Source organism: Nonomuraea sp. NPDC003709, from assembly GCF_040610775.1.
GTDB classification, from domain to species: Bacteria; Actinomycetota; Actinomycetes; order Streptosporangiales; family Streptosporangiaceae; genus Nonomuraea; species Nonomuraea angiospora_A.
This window is the reverse complement of the sequence record NZ_JBEXMW010000002.1, coordinates 837,081-855,811: the sequence shown is the minus strand read 5'-3', so window position 1 is coordinate 855,811 and position 18,731 is coordinate 837,081. Positions and strand designations below refer to the sequence as shown.

The 18,731-nt window shown below is 69.3% G+C and carries 15 protein-coding genes; 8 read left to right on the top strand and 7 right to left on the bottom strand.

Annotation, left to right across the window (positions count from 1 at the left end; translation table 11 throughout):
* Positions 1–2: 2 nt before the first annotated feature.
* A complete protein-coding gene (gene cysC / locus ABZX61_RS08365) occupies positions 3–1,838 on the top strand; it encodes an adenylyl-sulfate kinase (RefSeq protein WP_355192616.1) in 1,836 nt (611 codons plus the stop codon).
* Here the strand turns inward: cysC and ABZX61_RS08360 are convergent.
* Together ABZX61_RS08360 and ABZX61_RS08355 are read right to left on the bottom strand one after the other, a co-directional pair.
* Positions 1,745–2,710, bottom strand: a complete 966-nt coding sequence (locus tag ABZX61_RS08360) for an alpha/beta fold hydrolase (protein WP_355192614.1) — start codon at positions 2,708–2,710, stop codon at positions 1,745–1,747. The two genes, cysC and ABZX61_RS08360, sit on opposite strands and share 94 nt — an antisense overlap.
* 268 nt (positions 2,711–2,978) lie before the next feature.
* Positions 2,979–5,108 carry an NACHT domain-containing protein gene (locus ABZX61_RS08355; RefSeq protein ID WP_355192612.1) on the bottom strand — a complete coding sequence of 710 codons (2,130 nt, stop codon included), beginning with the start codon at positions 5,106–5,108 and terminating at the stop codon, positions 2,979–2,981.
* Positions 5,109–5,644: 536 nt separating this feature from the next.
* On the opposite strand from ABZX61_RS08355, the gene ABZX61_RS08350 reads away from it, so the two are divergent.
* Positions 5,645–7,183, top strand: coding sequence for a pectate lyase (locus ABZX61_RS08350; RefSeq protein ID WP_355192610.1), 1,539 nt, complete (start codon positions 5,645–5,647; stop codon positions 7,181–7,183).
* 145 nt (positions 7,184–7,328) lie between these two features.
* On the opposite strand, the gene ABZX61_RS08345 is transcribed toward ABZX61_RS08350, so the two are convergent.
* Complete coding sequence (locus tag ABZX61_RS08345; RefSeq protein WP_350734943.1) at positions 7,329–7,715, bottom strand: metalloregulator ArsR/SmtB family transcription factor; 387 nt, start codon at positions 7,713–7,715, stop codon at positions 7,329–7,331.
* Between the two features lie 136 nt (positions 7,716–7,851).
* Positions 7,852–8,949 carry a cation diffusion facilitator family transporter gene (locus ABZX61_RS08340; RefSeq protein WP_355192608.1) on the bottom strand — a complete coding sequence of 366 codons (1,098 nt, stop codon included), beginning with the start codon at positions 8,947–8,949 and terminating at the stop codon, positions 7,852–7,854.
* A gap of 683 nt (positions 8,950–9,632) precedes the next feature.
* On the opposite strand from ABZX61_RS08340, the gene ABZX61_RS08335 reads away from it, so the two are divergent.
* From ABZX61_RS08335 to ABZX61_RS08325, 3 genes are all read left to right on the top strand, one after another.
* On the top strand, positions 9,633–10,403 hold the full coding sequence (locus ABZX61_RS08335) for a glycerophosphodiester phosphodiesterase (RefSeq protein ID WP_350734940.1): 771 nt from the start codon (positions 9,633–9,635) through the stop codon (positions 10,401–10,403).
* Positions 10,404–10,532: 129 nt separating this feature from the next.
* Positions 10,533–10,889, top strand: a complete 357-nt coding sequence (locus ABZX61_RS08330; RefSeq protein WP_355192606.1) for a BlaI/MecI/CopY family transcriptional regulator — start codon at positions 10,533–10,535, stop codon at positions 10,887–10,889.
* Positions 10,886–11,818 (top strand): M56 family metallopeptidase, encoded by a 933-nt coding sequence (locus ABZX61_RS08325; protein ID WP_355192604.1) that lies wholly within the window; start codon positions 10,886–10,888, stop codon positions 11,816–11,818. The genes ABZX61_RS08330 and ABZX61_RS08325 overlap by 4 nt, the downstream gene beginning before the upstream one ends.
* A 68-nt stretch (positions 11,819–11,886) precedes the next feature.
* Here ABZX61_RS08325 and ABZX61_RS08320 read toward each other — a convergent pair whose 3' ends face one another.
* Together ABZX61_RS08320 and ABZX61_RS08315 are read right to left on the bottom strand one after the other, a co-directional pair.
* Positions 11,887–13,101 (bottom strand): hypothetical protein, encoded by a 1,215-nt coding sequence (locus ABZX61_RS08320; protein ID WP_355192602.1) that lies wholly within the window; start codon positions 13,099–13,101, stop codon positions 11,887–11,889.
* Between the two features lie 212 nt (positions 13,102–13,313).
* Positions 13,314–14,210, bottom strand: coding sequence for an FKBP-type peptidyl-prolyl cis-trans isomerase (locus tag ABZX61_RS08315; RefSeq protein WP_355192600.1), 897 nt, complete (start codon positions 14,208–14,210; stop codon positions 13,314–13,316).
* Between the two features lie 248 nt (positions 14,211–14,458).
* Between ABZX61_RS08315 and ABZX61_RS08310 the strand changes: the two genes are divergently transcribed.
* The 3 genes from ABZX61_RS08310 to ABZX61_RS08300 all read left to right on the top strand — a co-directional run bounded on the left by ABZX61_RS08310 (position 14,459) and on the right by ABZX61_RS08300 (position 17,897).
* Positions 14,459–15,427 (top strand): hypothetical protein, encoded by a 969-nt coding sequence (locus tag ABZX61_RS08310; protein WP_355192599.1) that lies wholly within the window; start codon positions 14,459–14,461, stop codon positions 15,425–15,427.
* Positions 15,428–15,553: 126 nt separating this feature from the next.
* Entirely contained in the window at positions 15,554–17,524 is a 1,971-nt protein-coding gene (locus tag ABZX61_RS08305; RefSeq protein WP_355192597.1) for a cytochrome c oxidase assembly protein, read from the top strand.
* A 199-nt stretch (positions 17,525–17,723) separates the two neighbouring features.
* Positions 17,724–17,897 (top strand): hypothetical protein, encoded by a 174-nt coding sequence (locus ABZX61_RS08300; protein WP_355192595.1) that lies wholly within the window; start codon positions 17,724–17,726, stop codon positions 17,895–17,897.
* Between the two features lie 284 nt (positions 17,898–18,181).
* On the opposite strand, the gene ABZX61_RS08295 is transcribed toward ABZX61_RS08300, so the two are convergent.
* Positions 18,182–18,709: a DinB family protein gene (locus ABZX61_RS08295; RefSeq protein ID WP_355192593.1), complete on the bottom strand. Its 528-nt coding sequence runs from the start codon at positions 18,707–18,709 to the stop codon at positions 18,182–18,184.
* Between the last annotated feature and the right edge of the window lie 22 nt (positions 18,710–18,731).

The window sequence follows — 18,731 nt, the reverse complement described above, 5'->3', positions numbered from 1 at the left end:
CGGTGCTTCGAGTGGTCGCCTGTGGCTCGGTCGACGACGGCAAGTCCACCCTCATCGGTCGGCTGCTCGCCAACACCGGCAGCGCCACCGAGGACCGGCTCGACTACGCGCGGCGGACCAGGCGCGGCGGTTCCACGATTCCGGCCGGAGCGGTCGACTATTCGCTGCTGACCGACGGGTTGGAGGCGGAGCACGAGCAGGGCATCACCATCGACGTCGCCCACCTCTTCCTGGACCTGCCGTCCGGGCGCCGGGTGATCATCGCCGACGCGCCGGGACACGAGCAGTACACCCGCAACATGGCGGTCGCGGCCTCCACCGCGGACGTCGCCGTGTTACTCGTCGACGCCACCAAAGGGGTCCGCGAGCAGACCCATCGGCACCTGGCGATCTGCGCGCTGATGGGCGTGCGGGCCGTCATCGCGGTGGTCAACAAGCTCGACGCGGTGGGCTACGACCGGGCGGTGTTCGACCAGCTCGCGAGCGAGGTGCTGTCGGCGGCGAACGGCCTCGACATGGCGGCCAGCGTGATCCCGGCCAGCGCACTCGATGGGGACAACGTCGTCGACCCGTCGCCGAACCTCCCCTGGTACGACGGGCCGACGCTGCTCGGCGCGCTGTCCGCCTGGGAGCCGCCCGGCCCGCCGCGACCGGACGGCGCCGACGGCTACCGGCTGCCCGTCCAGTACGTGATCCGGGCGGACGACTTCCGCGGTTTCGCGGGCACGGTGGTCGGCGGCCCGGTCCGACCGGGCGACACCGTCGCGGTCGCCGGCAACGGCATGGAGTCGAGGATCGACCGGGTGCTCGGCCCCGGCGGCGGCGACCTCGACCGGGCCTCCCCCGGCACCCCGGTGACGGTGACGCTGGCCGGCGACGTCGACGTCCGTCGCGGTGACCTGCTGACCACGCCGGCCGCCCTCGGCGACGGGCTCTCCCCGGCCTCGGCGTACTCCGCCACGCTGGTCTGGACCGCCGAGGAGCCGGTGCGGCACGGCCGCTCCTACCTGCTGCTGGCCGGGTCGCGAACCGTGCCCGCCGTGGTCACGACCGTGCGCGGCCGGATGGACGTGGTGTCCGGCAAGCAGTTCGCCGCGCGTACGCTCGGCCTCAACGACATCGGCACCGTCGAACTGACGACCGACACCCCGATCTGCCTGGACGGCTACCGGACGTGCCGGGACACGGGCAGCTTCCTGCTCGTGGACCGGGTCAGCAAGGAGACCGTGGCGGCCGGCATGGTCCGGCACGCGCTGCGGCGCGGCCGCAACGTCGTTCCACACGCCTACACCGTCGACCGCGACGCCAGGCAGCGGCTGAAGGGGCAGCGAGCCAAGGTGCTGTGGCTGACCGGCCTGCCGGGCGCCGGCAAGTCGACGATCGCCAACGCGCTGGAGCGGCGGCTCCACGCCATGGGACTGCACACCTACGTGCTCGACGGCGACAACGTCCGAAGCGGGCTGAACAAGGACCTCGGGTTCACCCCGGAGGATCGCGCGGAGAACGTGCGCCGGGTCGCCGAGCTGGCCCGCATCCTGCTGGACGCCGGGCTGATCGTGATCGTCGCGCTGGTCTCACCGTTCCGGACGGACCGGGCGGTGGCCAAGAGCCTGTTCCAGCCGAGCGACTTCGCCGAGGTCTGGGTGGACACCCCGGCCGAGGTGTGCGCGCGCCGGGACCCGAAGGGCCTGTACGCCCAGGCGAAGGCCGGCACGCTGCCGAACCTGACCGGCCTCGGCCAGGCCTACGAGCCGCCGGAGCACGCCGACCTGGTGGTCGACGGCGCCGGTTCGCTCGATGACGCGACAGACGAGCTGTGCGCCCTGCTGCGTGATTGAGCCCGCTCGGCCTTGTCCAGAATGGCGGCCACCTCATCGGCCCTGAACAGGAATCCCACGTGTGACGTGTCCAGCGTGTGCACCTCGTACGGGTTGCCGGGCGTCAGGGCGTCCGCTTCGGCGATCAACCGGTCCTGCATGGCGATCGGGAGGGATCGGTCGTCGGTGAGGCGGATGTAGGTGCGGGCGATCGTGCCCCAGGTGCCGGCCTGGACGCGGGCGTCGGCCGTCATCACCGCGATCGATTCGTCCGGCTGCAGGATGTTGAGGAAGGCACGGAACCGCTCGTCGCTGACGTCCGCCATGGTCGCGGCCTTGAGCGCGTCGAGCAGCTCCACGTCCGCGGTGCGGTAATTGGCCCGGCCGACACCGAGCTGAGCGGGGTCGCCGACGTTGAACGCGGCCAGCGGGCCCATCAGGTTGTCGGCGAACTCGGGCTCCTGCATGTACTCAATGGGGTTGGAGCGCTGCACGCACGACCAGGCGGAGATGTAGACGAGCCGGTTCACCAGCTCGGGGATCGCGTTGCCCACGCCGGTGATGGTCACGCCGCCGAGGCTGGCCGCCACCAGCACCACGGGCCCGTGCTCCGCCACGCGTCGGACCACGTCGACGACCGTGTCGACGTTGTGCTGCAGGGTGACCCCGGCCAGCGTGGACGGTTCGGCCGCCCACGTGTCGAGGTCCTGGGGGGCCTGGTAGGCGAGCGGGTACTGCGCGTCGAGACCATGTCCCGGCAGATCGACGGCGAAGCTGCGGTGACCGAGCAACGCCAGCTCGCGCTGGACGGGAGCCCACATGAAAGAACTGGCGCCGGAGCCGTGGACCAGCACGAACGTAGGCGACGACGAGCGGTTGGAGTTTGATCTCATGAAGAACAGTCCGTTTCGATGGAAGGCACGGCGAACATGCCTGCGTTGCCGAAGCCGGCGTGCGGCTGCCGGGCGAGAACACGGCAGGACAAGCCCTGAAATGAAGCCGGCGGTCGGCTGCGGGCGAAAACCGTGTGGTGCGCCGCTTGTGCCACGGCACCTGTCTGCGGGATCGCCTCAACTGGCGCCGGCCGCTGAACGACCGGCGGGCCGACCGCTTCAGCTGTTACGAAGCCGGATGAACTTCTGGATCATGCCTGACAGCGTATCAGGGGGCGACGCCGCGTCTCGGCGTGCAGCTGGAGGCAGCTAGATGATCTTGCAGTTCGGCGTGGCGGAACTGGTAGAAGGGTCCCACGGTCCGCAGGACGCCCAGGTGGTGCAGATCGTGCAGGAAGCGCATCAAGCGGAACGGCAGCCGGCCCGATGGCCCAAGGTGTACCAGGGCGATGGTGGACATCAGCCACAGGTGCTGGCGTTTGGTCACCAGACCGAATGCTATGCCGCAGATGATGCCCATCCCCATGTCCACGGCCGCGGACGGGTGAGGCGGCACGATGGACGCCTCGTTCATGAAATCGACTGCGAAGCCGACGATCGCCCCCAGGAGAAGTGCGTTCATCAATTGCAGACCCACGAGGTTTCGGTTGACCCGCCAGGTGGATTGCGGGGTGACGGCGGCGGTGAACGGCGGGAGTCGATTCTCGTCTGGCTGGGCGGGCTTCTTGTCCTGCTGCCGCGACACCCGCACCGTCACCCAGCCGATGCCAAGCGCTGAGAACAGGGTGGCCAGGCCCATCTTCCAGCCGTGCGCCCACGCGTTGTAGCCCACCGCCGGCAGGCCGAGGCCGACCGGCATGATGAGGAAGATCATTCGCACGTCGGACAACAGGCCGCGGGTGAAGTCCTGCAGCCGTTGCCGTACGCGCAGCGGAGCGAAGTCGGGGGTGCGGGCGGCCTGCACCGCGGACAGGCCGAAGAAGATGCCGAAGGCCGAGCCGAAGACCGGCCCATAGGTCAGCATGGCGGTCAACGCGGCCGGGAGTGCGAACACCAGACCGCTCAACCCGCCGATCCAGGCACGGGCGAGTGCGCGCCGCGTTCGTGCGGCGGGCAGTGCCTGGTCGGTCAGCCGCCACCAGGCCAGGTCATGACCGCCGGCTTCGGCCTGCAGGCGTGCCAGCCGCTTTGTCCATTCGGTGATGCCGGCCGGATCCCATGTCGTAGGCCGGATCGTGGTGCGTGCGTTCAGCAGCGCACCAAGGACATTGTCGAGCAGGTGAGCGCGCAGGGCCCGCGTGTCGTCGGCGTACTCGGTCGCCAACGGAGCCGGATCGGCGTCCGGCTGGTCGATGTAGACGGCCCGGACCAGCCATAGGCCCAAGGCGGTGGAGGTGACGTCGGCCAGAGCCGGCGCGGCGCCCTCCCTGAGGGCGCGTAAGACTTTGGTCCACGCCGAGGACGAGGAAAGCGCGGGCAACGCGGCGCTCAGGTAGTTCGCCACGATGTCGGGGGGCAGCGCCTTGGGCGCGATGACGGCGGCGGCCTTGAGCGGGCGCCGTGCGGCGGTGACCGCGTTGCCGTACTCGGTGGTACGCGACGTGATGATCACCTGATCGCGTTCCATGAGCGTGTCGGACAATTTCTCGATCACCTTGGCGCGGGCGGGCTCGGGCAGTTCGTCGAGGCCGTCGAGAATGGCCAGAATTGAGCCACGGGCCGCCAGAATGTCGGCGCCGTCCTGCTGGTTACCCGGCGTGCGCAAGGCGGCGTAGTCGGTGCGCACGCGCTCGGCCACCCAGTCCTGAAACCGAGGGTGGGCCTCGATGTCCCAGTCGGCGACGGGCAGGAGCACCGGGACCGGGTCGTTGTCAGCACGCGTGCGGATCAGTTCCAGCATCAATTGGATGGCCAGGGTGGTCTTGCCCGTGCCCCGGCCTCCGGTGATGACCAGGCGGCGACGGCGCAACGCGCGGAAGGCGACGGCGAGCGCGGCGATGTCGTCCGATCGGCCCGACAGCGCCGGCTCACGGTCGGCGATCAGCTGCGGGTGGTCCATGAGCTTGGTTCGGCGGGTCATGTGCCAGGAGACCGGGATCGGCGGATCGCCGAGGGAACGCGTCACCACCTCGTCGCTCCACCGCTCGTGGACCAGTTGGGCGAGCTCCCGCATGGTCTCGGTGACGGTCCCGGAGGCGGGGGCGAGCACGCGCCCGGCCCGTTCGACGATCAGCCCGGCCGCGACCGCCGCCACGATGGTGCCGGCGAGCCAGGAGCCGCTCCACACGCCGTCGTTGAGCACTTGGTTGGCGGCCACCGACACCACGACCGGCGCGAGCACCATGGACAGCCACAACAGCCGGGCTCGCCACCGCCGCTCGCCCACCACGGCGGCCATCGTAGTGATCGTGACCTGCGGCCGGCGACCTTCCATCGCGTAACACCTTCCGCTGCGTAAAAGAGGGACGAGGGACCGCCTGGAACTCTCGGCCTGCCGGCGCGGGACCGCTCCTGATCTTGTTCGGTCCGCTGCGTATGCGGAGGTCCGGGCACCAATATGGGGATCAAGCGCCCGTGATGCCGATGGAGGCGATGAGCCTTCTGGTGGCCGAAGCCATGACGCTGCTCCTTTCCGCTGTCGATCGGGCCTTGCGCTGATGAAGGTAGGCCGCGACTGGTTGAGGATCCGTTGAGGATCTGTAAGGCGGAGCGTGGCCTGCCCCCACCGCTCCTGGGCCAGACGCAGCCGGCCGAGAGCTTCGTGAGGCGCCACCGGGTGGCGACTTGAAAGTTTCACGCCGCATTGACACCCGGAAAGCGCTTTCCTACGGTGTGGGTCATCCCCAACGCGGAGGTGTTCGTTCATGTGAGCGGCCGCCGGCGACCGCGCCGAGAAGATCGCACCCGTTGTTCGAAGGAGAAGGTGAACCGAGGATGAGACGAGCAGTCGCGTTGCGACTCCAGGTGGTGCTGGCCGCGGTGGCCATCGCGGCCGCGGCCGGTGTGGCCTTGCCAATGCTGCAGGCATCAGCGGCGGCCGGCGGCGCCAGCGGCTACGCGAGCGTCAACGGCGGAACCACCGGTGGCGCGGGCGGGCAGACGGTGAGGGCCACCACGGGGACCGCGATTCACGCGGCCCTGTGCAACCGGGCCAGCAGCAGCACCCCGATCATCATCGAGGTCTCAGGGACCATCAACCACGGCAACACCACCAAGGTCTCGGGCGGAAGCTGCAACACCGCCGCCGACGTGATCGAACTCAAGCAGATCAGCAACGTCACGATCATCGGGGTCGGCAGCGGGGCCGTCTTCGACCAGCTGGGCATCCACATCCGCGAAGCCCGCAACATCATCATCCGCAACGTGACCGTCCGCAACGTCAAGAAGTCGGGCTCACCCACGTCCAACGGCGGTGACGCCATCGGCATGGAGAGCAGCGTCCGCAACGTCTGGGTCGATCACGTCACCCTGGAGGCCTCGGGCGGGGAGGCAGAGGGCTTCGACGGCCTCTTCGACATGAAGGACGACACCCAGTACGTGACCCTGTCCTACAGCATCCTGCGCAACTCCGGCCGCGGCGGGCTCATCGGATCCAGCGAGAGCGACCGCTCGAACGGCTACATCACCTTCCACCACAACCTGTACGAGAACATCGACTCCCGCACACCCCTGCTGCGTGGCGGCATCGCCCACATCTACAACAACTCCTACGTGAGCCTTCACGAGTCGGGTATCAACTCCCGGGCCGGAGCCCGCGCCAAAGTGGAGAACAACTACTTCAAGAACTCCAAGGACGTCCTGGGCACCTTCTACACCAGCGAGGCCGGCTACTGGCAGGTCGGCGGCAACATCTTCGACAACGTGACCTGGTCCGCCCCGGGTAGCGAGAACAACCCCGCCGGACCCAACCCGCAATCCAACACCACCGTCAGCATCCCCTACTCCTACAGCCTCGACGGGGCGAGTTGCGTGCCGGGCCTCGTCCTCCAGATGGCCGGCGCCAACAAGGGTCTGCAGGAGTCGAACGGCAGCTGCACGCCGCAGACACCGACGGCCACACCGACGCCGACCGTCAGTCCCACGCCGTCACCCACCCCTTCGCCCGGCGGGCCCAACCTCAGCCTCGGAGCCGGCTCCGACGGCTCCAGCAAGGCCGACGGGACCAGCTACGGCAACGTGCGGGACGGCAACATGAGCACCTTCTGGTCGCCGGCCGGCTCGACCGGTGACATCTCGATCAAGTGGGGCTCCGCCACCACGGTCTCCAGGGTCGCCATCCGTGAGGCGTCAGGCTCCGAGGGCGGCATCGGAGCCTGGCAGCTCATCAACGCCGGCACCGGAGCGGTCCTGAAGTCCGGCAGCGGCGCGGGCGCCATCACCTTTACGCCGACCTCACTGAGCAAGATCACCTTCAGGATCACCAGCTCGGCGGGCACGCCGAAGGTCGCCGAGTTCGAGACCTACGCGGGGTAGCGGCCGCTTCCGCCGCCCGCTCCGTCCGCCCAGGGACGAAGGCGGGGCCGTCAGCCGGACGGCCCCGCTCCGTCTCCTTGGGAAGGTGCCGGCTGGTGCGGCAGGTCGCGGGTTCGATCCGGAGCGGTTGTCCCTCCGGTGCCGATCACGCGTTCCCGTCGCGTTCGGGGTGGATGGCGTCGGTGTGCTCGGTGTGGGCGAGAGCCAGGTCGAGCAGCATCCGTACGTGCGGGTCTTCCAGTCGGTAGTAGGCCATCCGGCCGGAACGGCGGGCGGCGACGATGCGGTGCGCGCGCAGCAATCGCAGCGCGTGGGACACCGCGGACTCGCTCTGGCCGGTCACCGCGGCCAGGTCGCACACGCACAACTCGCCGTCCAGCAGGGCCACCAGCAGCCTCAACCGGTTCGGATCCGACAGCAGCCCGAAGATGTCCGCGGTGTCAGTGAGGTCCTCGGCGGCCGGCATCCGCTCGTACACGGCGGCCACCCGTTCACCGTCGACCACCTTGACCGTGCAACCGTCTATTGCCAACACACCATCATCTGAAGAACCGTTCACATGAATAGTTTGTCGGCATTGCGGCAAATGTCAATGACGTCATGTTCGAGCAGGTGACACTGCGCGGGGCGGTCGTGGGACGCGGTGGCGTGTCCCCCGAGTGCGGAGTTCATGTCCGAACGTTCGGGTCATGGCAGGTGGAAGCCGGCGCCGCAGGCTCGGCCGCGCCATCGTCACCACCGGCCGTCTCGTCAGGTCGGCGGGCGTGATGGGTGGGGCCGTGCGGATCGGCGCAGTGCTGTACGAGCCGACGTAGGGCGCCGTCGTCGTCGAAGGCGTGGCTGTCGGGCGAGGCGTGGTCGACCTGCAAGGTGGTGTGCTCGATGCCGTGCCGGTCCTGCAGCAGGCTCTCGACCGCGAGGCGCGTGGCGTGGCAGTCGGCCCCCGGGGTGACCAGCACGTGGGCCGACAGGGCGGCATATCCGGATGTCACCTCCCAGATGTGGAGGTCGTGCACCTCGACCACGGTGTCGAGGGCGGCGATCTGGCGGCCGACCTCGGTGGGGTTCACTCCGGCCGGAGCGGCTTCCATGAACACCCGTCCGGCGTCGCGGACCAGGCCCCATCCTGCCTTGAGCATCAGGGCGGCGACGATCAGGGCGGCTATGGCGTCGGCGCGGGTCCAGTCGGTGAGCCAGACGACCAGGCCGGCCAGGGTGGTGGCGATGAAGGCGTACAGGTCGTTGAGGATGTGCTGGAAGGCGCCTTCGACGTTCAAGCTGGAGCGGTTGGCCTTGGACAGCAGCCAGGTGGCGGCCACGTTGACGACGATGCCGGCCAATCCGGTGAACACCACGAACAAGCCCTCGACCTGGGGCGGCTCGATCAGACGGCGGATGCCCTCGAAGCTGAAGTAGGCCGCGAGCAGCAGCAGGGTGATGCCGTTGACCTGAGCGGAGATGATCTCGGCGCGCTTCAACCCGTAGGTGAAGCCGCCGCGCGGCGGTCGGGCCGCGATGCGCATCGCGATCAGGGCCAGCACGATCGCCATCGCGTCGGTGAGCATGTGACCGGCATCGGAGATCAGCGCCAGTGACTGGGCGATCACGCCGATCACGACCTCGACGGCCATGAAGCCGACGATCAGAGCGAGCGCGCCGCTCAGATAGCGCCGGTCGGCCTGCGCATCGACAGCATGTCCGTGCCCATGCCCGTGGCCGTGGTTCCGTCCGGCCCCTTGGTCCTGGTGCCTGTGTTGATCAGACATGCGCTGAGCTCCTTGGACGACGGTGAATGACGTGTGATGGCCAGGCCATGCGGGTCGAGCAGCCGACAGACCGGCTCTGCGGATGCATGGCAGGCATCCTGCGCAGTTGCCGACGAGAAAGACCTCCGCCATCTACGACATCTGCTCAAGTGTTCATGTATGAACATGATTTCGACCGAGGCGCTCCTCGTCAACACTTCCCGCACGCCTTTCCTTCTACATATGAACATTCAGTCAGATGTTTAAACTCAACGTAATGAGTCAACTACTCTGCGTAGAAGCGCATGGGAAGGGCAGCGCATGAGAACCGTCCGCAACTCCGCACTGGCGATGGCCGCGACGACCGGATGGCCGGCACTTTCGAGCCTGCCGGCCGACGCCACCCCCGTACCCACCCTCCAGCCTCGCTCGCAAAACCCGTGGTCTGCAGCCTCCGGAACGGCGCCGGTGATCGCGCGATCGTCGGCGGCCGGGTGCACCTCACCACGACCTCCGGAGCGCACGGCTGGACCTGGAACGGTTACCCGCGCCGGAGCGCCGCCGCTGGCGCGACCACGACCAGGTGACGACGCCGGATGAGCCTCTCACCCCGCCCCCGGCGGCGTCCGCCGACCGGGGACGGCACCCTCGAGGCACCGCTTCCACGGCACCCGCCCCTGGCACACGGGCGGTGCCGTGCCCTCGTGGCCACGTTCACCGCGGTCATACAGATCGTCACTACGGCGGTCCCGGCTGACGCCGCCCGGGCGGCGGGGCAGTGCCGTGCACCCGGCGTGATCGCCCACCGCGGCTATCCGCCCTCCGGGTCGGAGAACACCCTCACGTCGCTACGGCAGGCGCTGGCGGCCCATGCCCGGCAGGTGGAGATAGACATACGCTTCACCAGGGATCACCAACCCGTCCTCATGCACGACGCCACGCTGGATCGCACCACGAACGGCAGCGGTCTGGTGGCCACCTCGTCCATGGCGCGGCTGCGCACGTTGCGCGGTGGCGACGGCCTCGCGCCACCTGCCTTGGCGCAAGTGCTGGACGCGCTGCGCGGCCGCGTCGACCTGGTGCTGATCGAGCTGAAGAGCGTCCCGGACGACGCCGACGCTCGCACTCTCACCGCCGTCTATCACCGCTATCGCGCCTACGACTGGACCGCGCTGACCTCGTTCCTGCCCACCGCGCTGAGCCGCGTCTCCTTCCTGCCAGTCGCCCAGGGGCTGCTGGCCAGCACGACGCCGCCCCCTGCCCAGGCCGAGCACTACGACTTCGTCTCCGTCCGATACGACCAGCTGTCTCGCTCGTGGGTGGACAGCTACCACGCCGCCGGGGTGCACGTTTACGCCTGGACTCCCAACACCCCCACCGCCTGGCGGCGCCTGGCCGGCTATGGCGTCGACCGCATCATCACCGACCGCAGTCTCAGCTATTCGAGCTGGGCGGTCACCCTGTGCAGCCGCTGATACATCGCATCAGCCCTCGTCCGCACGCCTGACTGCCGGCGCGACGCGGCACTTGTTCGATTGCCCGTCGACGGACGGCATGGGGACGGTAGCCTTCTACCTGGAGTAGAACACGGCAGGAGGGCCACGGTGCAGCTGGGCAACCTGGAGCGATCGGTCATGGAAGCTCTGTGGGAGCATCCGGACGGCATGTTCGCCCACGTCCTCGCAGCCGGCCTTCCGTCCCAGCCCGCCACCACGACGGTGCTGACCGTCCTGATGCGGCTCTCGAACAAGGGCATGGTCTCCCGCGAACGCATCGGGCGAGCACACCTCTACAAGGCCACCGCGGACAAGGACGCCTTCGTCGCCGAGGCCATGCGCGCCGCCCTGGACGAGGCCGGTGACGTCGCGGCGGCCGTGCAGCGCTTCGTCGGCACGGTGACGCCGGAGGTGGCCGGCGCCTTGCGGGAGGCGCTGGGCGAGCGGGACGTATCCGCGCCGTGATCGCCTGGCTGATCGCGGCCGGAATCGCCCTGCTGCCGCTGGCGCTGGGCGACCGGGCCGCGCGCAGGCTGGCCGGGGCGGCGTGGACGCACCGCAGTCCGCACGCGGCGCTCGCGCTGTGGCAGGCGATCGGAGTCGCCGCCGGCCTGGGCGCGGTCGGTCTCGGGCTGGTGGCCGCCGTCGCGCCGCTGGCCGCGGTCTTCCCGCACGGGGCGCACACGCTGGCGCGCCAGATCGTCAGCGGCCACGGCCTCGACGGGCTCGGGCCGATGCACCTGCTGGCCCTGACCTGGTCGGCGGGCCTGATGAGCTGGCTGCTCATCCACACCGTACGCACCACCACCAAGACGATCCGCGAACGCCGCCGCCAGCGCCTGCTGGTCGACGTGGTGGCCGACCATTCCCCGGCCCACGACGTCTACGTGCTGCCGGTGGCCGAACACGTCGCCTACTGCGTGCCCGGCAGGCATCGGCGCATCGTGCTCAGCCAGGGCACCCTGGACTCGCTGACCGGCCAGGAACTCCAGACGGTTCTCGAGCACGAGCGCGCACACGCCCGAGGCCACCACGACCTGGCGCTGCTCCCCTTTGTCGCGCTGGAGCACGCGTTCCCGTGGCTGGCCTGCGCCCGGACCGCACGGCAGACGGTGGCCGTACTGCTGGAGATGATCGCCGACGATCACGCCAGCCGGGCGCACGGCGAGTTGCCGCTGGCCCGCGCGCTCGTCCGCATGGCGACCTGCGGGCCCGGCCCTGGCCTGGCCTCGTTCGGCCTGGCGGACGCGGGCGTCGTCGAACGGCTGCAGCGGCTGCTCAGCAAGCGCCGTCAGTCTCATTGGGTGCCTGCGGCGGCTTACTCGGCAGCCGGTCTGCTGCTCAGCGGGCCGGTGGCCGTGCTGATCGCTCCCGTGGTGTGCATCACCGTGTAGGTCGTCCTGACTCGCGCGCATGAGCCTGATCCGGTCGATGCGCGGCGCGAGGCGGACTCCTCGGTGGTTCAGTCGCCGTGCAGGCCGTCCGGGTCGCAGTAGTCGATCCGGTTGGTCGGCCTGAAGGAGGAGACGATGATCTCGCGCTTGAACGGGCCGCCCTTCGGCACGTCCTCGGCCGACACCTCCAGCGTGAACTGCTGCATCGCACGCAGTGCGCGGCCGCCGACGACGACCGGACGGCGCACCAGATAGATCGCGGACCAAGGGCAGCAGTAGTAGCTGCCGAACGGTTTCCCCTGGGCGTCGGTGGCGAAGGTGATTGCGCCGCTCTGCCGGGCGGCGTCGATCTCGGCCTGGATGCGCAGGGTGAGGGCGGGGGCTGGGTCGTACTCCCACATCTCCTTGATCGCCTGGCGTGCCCGCGGATCGGCCTGCCAGAAGCTCCGCTTCTGCGGGTCGGTCAGGCACCAGGGGTCGAAGTCGCGGACGTCGGCGACTTTCAGGTTGGCGGGCGGGACGGCCTGCCGTCCGCCGGGGCCCCTGTAGCCGCCGATCAGTCCGGGCATCGCGATGAGCTGGCCGAGGTGGTAGTAGATCTCCAGAGCGCGCTGCAGGCGCTGCTCGATGGCCTCGTGCATGCGCGGCGCCGGGTCGGCGTCCAGCAGCCCTTCGGCGTAGTCGGCGGCCGTCGCCGCCTCGGCGGCCAGCTGGCGCAGCCGTTCCAGTGCGTAGCGGTGCCTGTCGGCGTCGGCCACGGTCTGCTCGAAGACGCCGAGCGCGACCTCGGCGTGGCGGCGGATGGCGCGCGAGGCGGCGAGCATGCCGTGCAGGTGCGGCAGCGGACACGGGCTGGCCTCGGCCCATTCGGGCAGGTCGGCGGGGAGCAGCACCTCCTTCTCCACGAGGTAGCGGGAGTTGCCCGCGGCCTGGCGCGCCCGTGACACCCAGCCCTCCACCTGGGCGAAGCAGGCGTCGACCTGCAGAGCGGTGACCTGCGGCACGTAGCCGACGGTGCTCGGGTCGGCGGCGTAGTCCGCGTCGAGCAGGTGCTCGCCGATGGCCTGCAGGACGAACGCGTTCCAGGTGCACAGCAGCTGCCCGGCGGCGGCCTGCGGGCCGTGCCACAGGTTCACTCCTTCGACGGCCAACCGGGCGCGCAGCGCCTCGGCCCGCTCGAGTTCGGTGTAGACGAGCCCGCCCGCCCGGCGATAGGCCTCGAGCTCGTCTGCCCTGACCTCCCCTTGAACGCCGCCGCCATCCGCGTCATGAACGACATGCATGCCTCCCCGTTGTTCCCCGTCCGTCGAAGCGTAGGGGCGGACATGATCCCCCAACCGGTACATTTCGATCACGACTTGCGAACATCACGCCGAACGTCAATGACCTCAATAGCCGAGGAGAATGGCGAGCCGCCGGCCCTTGGATCTCCTGGCCGGACATCGGCCGAGTCCAGTTCGGCTGGGCAGCGCTGCAGGGTGCCTGCCGAGGGTTGTCAGTACGCGCCCAGGATGTCGATGACGAAGACCAGAGTGTCGTCGTCCTTGATCCCCGCCGCCTCCGGGCCCTTCTTGCCGTACCCGTCCTTGGGTGGGATGACCAGCAGCACCCGGCTGCCGACCTTCTTGCCGGTCAGCCCTTCGAGGATGCCGGGAATCGTGCCGGTCAGTGATGACAGCGGCGCCACCTCTCCTCTGTTCCAGGAGGAGTCGAAGACCTTGCCGTTGCGCCAGATCTGCCCCTGATAGTGGGTGACCAGCATCTGATCGGCGCGGATGGCCGGGCCGTCTCCCTCGATCAAGGCCTCCGCCCGCAGTTCGGCAGGCGGATCCGTCGCCGGGATCGCCACCGCCGGAGCCCCGCCTGCCGGCCCTGCCGTCACCTGAGGAAGAGCCGGGCCGGCCGGACGCGCGCGACCACGCGCGGAGGCGGTCTTCGGATACGTGGCGAGCAGGTCGACAACGTAGATGAGCGTGTCCGTGCCGGTCACCCCGGTCTCCGCGTTGCCGCCGGCGCCGTAGCCGTCCTTGGGGGGAATCGACATCACCACCCGGCTGCCGACCGTCCTGCCGAGAAGGCTCTTGTTCAGGCCGGGGATGAGCTCTCCGATCCGCATCACCGCCGGTTTGCCGCGGTCATGGCTGTTGTCGAGCTCCCGGTGAGAGGTACCGGTCCAGGCGTAACCGGCGAACTGGACGACGGCCAGGTCTCCCTGGGCCACGGCCACGCCTCTGCCCGCGATCACGGTCTCGGCCTTGAGGTCCTCGCCCGGCCGCCCTCCCTCGGCGAAGGTCACCTGCGGCTGCTCGCCGAAAGCCCCGGTGACCGTCAAAGGGTCCTTTCCGGGCAGCAGGTAGAGCGTGATCCCTGCGGCGATCGCCAGAAGGACCACCCCGCACACCAGGACGATCAGGCGTGTCGAGCGCCTGCCCTCCGTGCGGCCGGAGACCCTCCTGGATGTGACTTGAGCGAGCTGCCCCATCAGGCCTGGTCCCCCCTGCGGTTCGCCGATCATCAAGAGCTACGCGTCTTCGCCGCCGGTGGTTCAAGTACGAAGGAATCGTCCCCTGAGTACCGGTTCGCCCCATAGACTCCCCCATACTTCTACGGAGCATAGAAGAAGCTGGAGAGGGAGCAGGCGTGACGGCTGGATGGCTGAGGGTCGCATATAGCACGGTCACCTCGTTCCTCGCTGTCGCCACGCTCGCCATGCTCCCGGCGCACGCGGAGCCCAAGCCCACCGCCGAGCAACTGCGCAAGCAGCTGAGCCGGCTCCAGAAGGACTTCGATCGCGCCGCCGCCGGCTACAACGCCAACCTGGCCGCCCTGGCCACCGCCCGGCGCGCAGAAAAGGATGCCGCCACCCGGCTGAAGGCCGCGCAGGGCGACTATGACGCCACCCGCGAGCAGCTGGCCGAACTGGTGGCGCTCGCCTACCAGAGTCCGCAGGTGAGCCAGAGCGTCCCGATGGGCGCCCAGGAACCGCACGCCGCCCTCCATGCGGCCGCGGTCCTGCAGGTGCAGGTGCAGAACCAGCAGGCGATCATCAGCCGGTACGCCACCGCCCGCGACGCTCGCCGACGCGCCGAGGAGGCCGCCACCGCGAGAACGCGTGAGCTGCGCGATCGTGGAACCCGGCTGCGCGCGGAACGACAGAAGGCCGACAAGCTCATCGCCCAGATCACCGACCGGATCGACCGCCTCATGGTCGCGCCGGGAGTGCGCAGGTCCGACGGCAGCTGGGTGCCGGAGCTGCCGTCGGGCGCCGACAACATCACCCCTCGCACCCGGATGGTGCGAGATCAGGTGAAACGCCGGTTCACGTTGCCCAGCGTCGGGTGCTTCCGCTCGCTTCAGGACGGTGGCGAGCATCCGCAGGGACGCGCCTGCGACTTCATGATCACGCGAGGCGGCACGTGGCCCTCCCCCGCCCAGTCGGCCCAGGGCGATGCCCTGGCGGCATGGGCGATCAGGAACGCCTCCCGCCTGGGCATCAAGTACGTGATCTACAAGCAGCGCATCTGGCAGGGCTCCAGCTGGAGAAGCATGTCCGACCGCGGCGGCATCACCGCCAACCACCAGGACCACGTGCACATCTCGATGCGATAGCGAACTCTTACAGCCTCTGTATTCGACATGCGATAGAAGTTCTACTTGATGTAGAAGTTTGCAGGTGCGGCGCGGAGTCGCGCCCTCGGCCTCCGGCTGAACAGCCCTGCCTCAAGGAGTACTCGTTTGACCGCGCGCATCTCCCGGCTGCTCCTCGCCGCGACGGCCATCGCCGGGGCCGCCCTGGCCGTCGGCCTGGTGGTGGGCGGCGCCGCCACCACTGTCGAGATCGCCGGACTCCCCGACGCCGGAACCGTCACGCGCTGGGGACTGCCGGTCGCCAGGCTCGGCGCCGACCTGTCCGCCGTGACGACGGTGGGCCTGCTCCTCATGGCGACCGTCCTGCTCCCCTCCACCAAGGGACTGCTGTCCCCCGAGGCGCGGGGATACGCGCGCATGGCGTCGTGGGCCGCCCTGTCCTGGGCCGGGATGACCGCGCTGACCATGCTGTTCACGCTGTCGGATCTCCTGGCGGTGCCCGCCACGGGGCTGACCGGCACAGTGATCGTCAGCTTCGTCACCACCATCCCGCAGGGCACCATGCTGCTGCTGGTGCTGATCCTGTCGGGCTGCGTCGCGGGATACGCCAGAGGGGTGGGGAGCGCGCATGGCGCCGCCGGACTGCTCGCCGTCGCGCTGCTGACGCTGCTTCCGCCCGTACTGACCGGCCACTCGGCCAGCTCCCCCAACCACTCGATGGCGATCACCGGGCTGGGGCTGCACCTGGTGGCTCTGGCGTTGTGGGTCGGCGGCCTGGCCGCGGTCACCGTGCACGCCCTGCGCGGCGGGGCAGATCTGGCGCTCGCCGCGGGACGATTCTCCCGCCTGGCGCTGTGGTGCCTGGCAGGGGTGGCGGTCAGCGGCGTGGCCGGCTCCGCGGCCCGCCTCACCGAGATCGGGCAGCTGTTCTCCTCCTCGTACGGGCTGCTCATCCTCGCCAAGGCGGCCATCCTGGTCATCCTCGCAGCGTTCGGCCGGCTGCACCGCCGCCACACACTGGCAGCCCTGAGCGCCGGCCGGCCACGGGCCTTCATCCGCCTCGCGGCCGGCGAGGTCGTGGTCATGGCCGCCGCCGTCGGGCTGGCGGTGGCCCTGTCGCGGACCTCGCCGCCGCCCACCGTGCTGCCCGTCGACCTGGTTCGCGACCTGCTGGGATACGCGATGCCGCCCGAGCTCACCACGGTCCGCCTGGCCTCGCTGTGGCGCCTGGACCTCTTCTTCGCCCTGCTGACCCTCGCCGGCGCCGCCGGATACGCCGCGGGGGTCGTCCGGCTGCGCCGCCGAGGTGACTCCTGGCCCCTGGGGCGCTCGATCGCCTGGGCGGTCGGGCTCGTTCTCATCGTCGTTCTCACGCAGAGCGGGATCGCCACGTACGCGCCCGTGCTCTTCAGCATGCACATGATCCAGCACATGGGCCTGGCCATGCTGGCGCCGATCTTCCTGGTCCTGGGCGCCCCGGCGACGCTGGCCCTCAGAGCGCTGAGACCGGCCGCCCGGCGCGGCGACCGCGGCCCACGCGAGTGGATCGTCTCGGCACTGCACAGCCGCGTCGCCGAGATCGTCTCGCACCCGGCATTCGCGTTGGTCGTCTTCGTCAGTGGCTCGTACGCGCTGTACTACACCTCGCTGTTCGAGACCGCCATGCGCCAGCCGGTCGGCCACATCCTCATGAACACGCACTTCCTGCTGTCCGGCACGCTGTTCTTCTGGGTGGTCATCGGCGTGGACCCGGCGCCGCGCCGCCTGCCGTACATCGCCAAGCTCGGCACGCTCATGATGACCATGCCCATCCACGCGTTCTTCGGCATCTCGATGATGATGATGGGCAAGTCGATCGCCTCATCCTGGTACGACCAGCTGACCCGCCCCTGGGGAGCGAGTGTGCTGCAGGACCAGAGCGTCGCCGGGGGCATGGCATGGGCGTTCGGCGAGATCCCCACCATGATCGTGGTCATCACCATCGCCGCCCAGTGGGCGCTCAGCGACCACCGCCGATCCAGACGGCTGGACCGCCATGCCGACCGCCGCGGGGAGGCGGAGCTGGCCGCCTACAACGACTACCTGGCCGGGCTGAACAGGCGTTCCCAGGAACGGTGAGCCGAAGATGACGACCAACGTGAAGATCGCCCTCGCCATCGGCGCCGTCGTGACCCTGATCGTGATCATGGTGGCAACCGTGATCGCGATGTTCGGCTGAGCCGCAACCGGAAATCGCCCTGCTGTTCAACCTGGTCGGCGTCAACATGGCGTCGCGGGCCCCGCCGCCGCATCCGAGCGCCTGAAAGTGAGAAATCCCTTGTTCGAGATCGTGTCCGCCCTCACGCCTCCCCTCGTGGTCGGCGGAGCATTCATCGCCGGCGTCGTCTCCCTGGTGCGCTCCGAAAGCCGCGCCAGGTCCGCCGAAGGCCGCCAGGACGCGCCTCCCGTCGAGGCCGGAAAGGACGACGGACCGGCGCGTCCGGCTTCATGACCTCGAACGAGACGGCGTCCGGCAGGCCCGCGCTCCCGTGGCCGTCGGATCGCCTGGCGGTGCTGTCGCTCGTCCCAGGCGCGAGACCTGGTTCACCGAGCTGGGCACCCGCACGCCGTACTGCCGCCTGCTGCACGGCGTCGCTCCATCAACAAGATCGGGCCAGCCCTCTACGGTCCCATGCCTACGAGCACTTAAGCCTTCGTCACCCGGCTCGGAGTCCCGGAGCTACGGCTAACCACCGCTCAGCCAGGACCTTGATACGGGTGATGCCGGGAGAGCCGCTACGCTCCCGTGGCCCCATCGATGCGCTCCCGGATCAGGTCGGCGTGCCCGGCATGCTGCGCGTACTCCTCCAGGAGGTGAATGTAGATCCAGCGGAGGCTGACCTTGCCGGTCGGCGCCCGGGGGTCGTCGGCCAGCTCCTCAAGGTCGATGTCCGCAACCGCGGCGTCGCAGGCAGCCGTCTCCGCGAGGAAGGCGGCGTAGTCCGCCTCGGCGTCGGCGTCGGCCACCAGGTCGAAGTCGCCGTCTTCGAACTCCTCCGTGATGTGCAGCTCGGGCAAGTTTTCGTGCAGGAACTTCTCCCGGAACCACCAGCGCTCGACTTCCGTCATGTGTCGCAGGAGGCCGAGCAACGTCAGGTTGGACGGCTCCACGGAGGCGGTCTTCAGTTGCTCGGAGGTGAGGCCGGCGCATTTGCGCAGCAGGAACACCCGGCGGAGCTTCAACCAGTTATCCAGCATCTCGCGTTCGCCACAGGCCATGTCCGTCCGAGGTCCCCGCTCTACGTCGGGTGCTGTCCAGGTCATGTCACCATCATGACGACCTGCG

What these genes read in the sequence shown, in the direction of transcription:
- ABZX61_RS08360 (WP_355192614.1), bottom strand. Translation starts at nt 2,710, where the DNA reads ATGAGATCAAACTCCAACCGCTCGTCGTCGCCTACGTTCGTGCTGGTC.
- ABZX61_RS08355 (WP_355192612.1), bottom strand. Translation starts at nt 5,108, where the DNA reads ATGGCCGCCGTGGTGGGCGAGCGGCGGTGGCGAGCCCGGCTGTTGTGG.
- ABZX61_RS08350 (WP_355192610.1), top strand. Translation starts at nt 5,645, where the DNA reads ATGAGACGAGCAGTCGCGTTGCGACTCCAGGTGGTGCTGGCCGCGGTG.
- ABZX61_RS08340 (WP_355192608.1), bottom strand. Translation starts at nt 8,949, where the DNA reads ATGTCTGATCAACACAGGCACCAGGACCAAGGGGCCGGACGGAACCAC.
- ABZX61_RS08320 (WP_355192602.1), bottom strand. Translation starts at nt 13,101, where the DNA reads ATGCATGTCGTTCATGACGCGGATGGCGGCGGCGTTCAAGGGGAGGTC.
- ABZX61_RS08295 (WP_355192593.1), bottom strand. Translation starts at nt 18,709, where the DNA reads ATGACCTGGACAGCACCCGACGTAGAGCGGGGACCTCGGACGGACATG.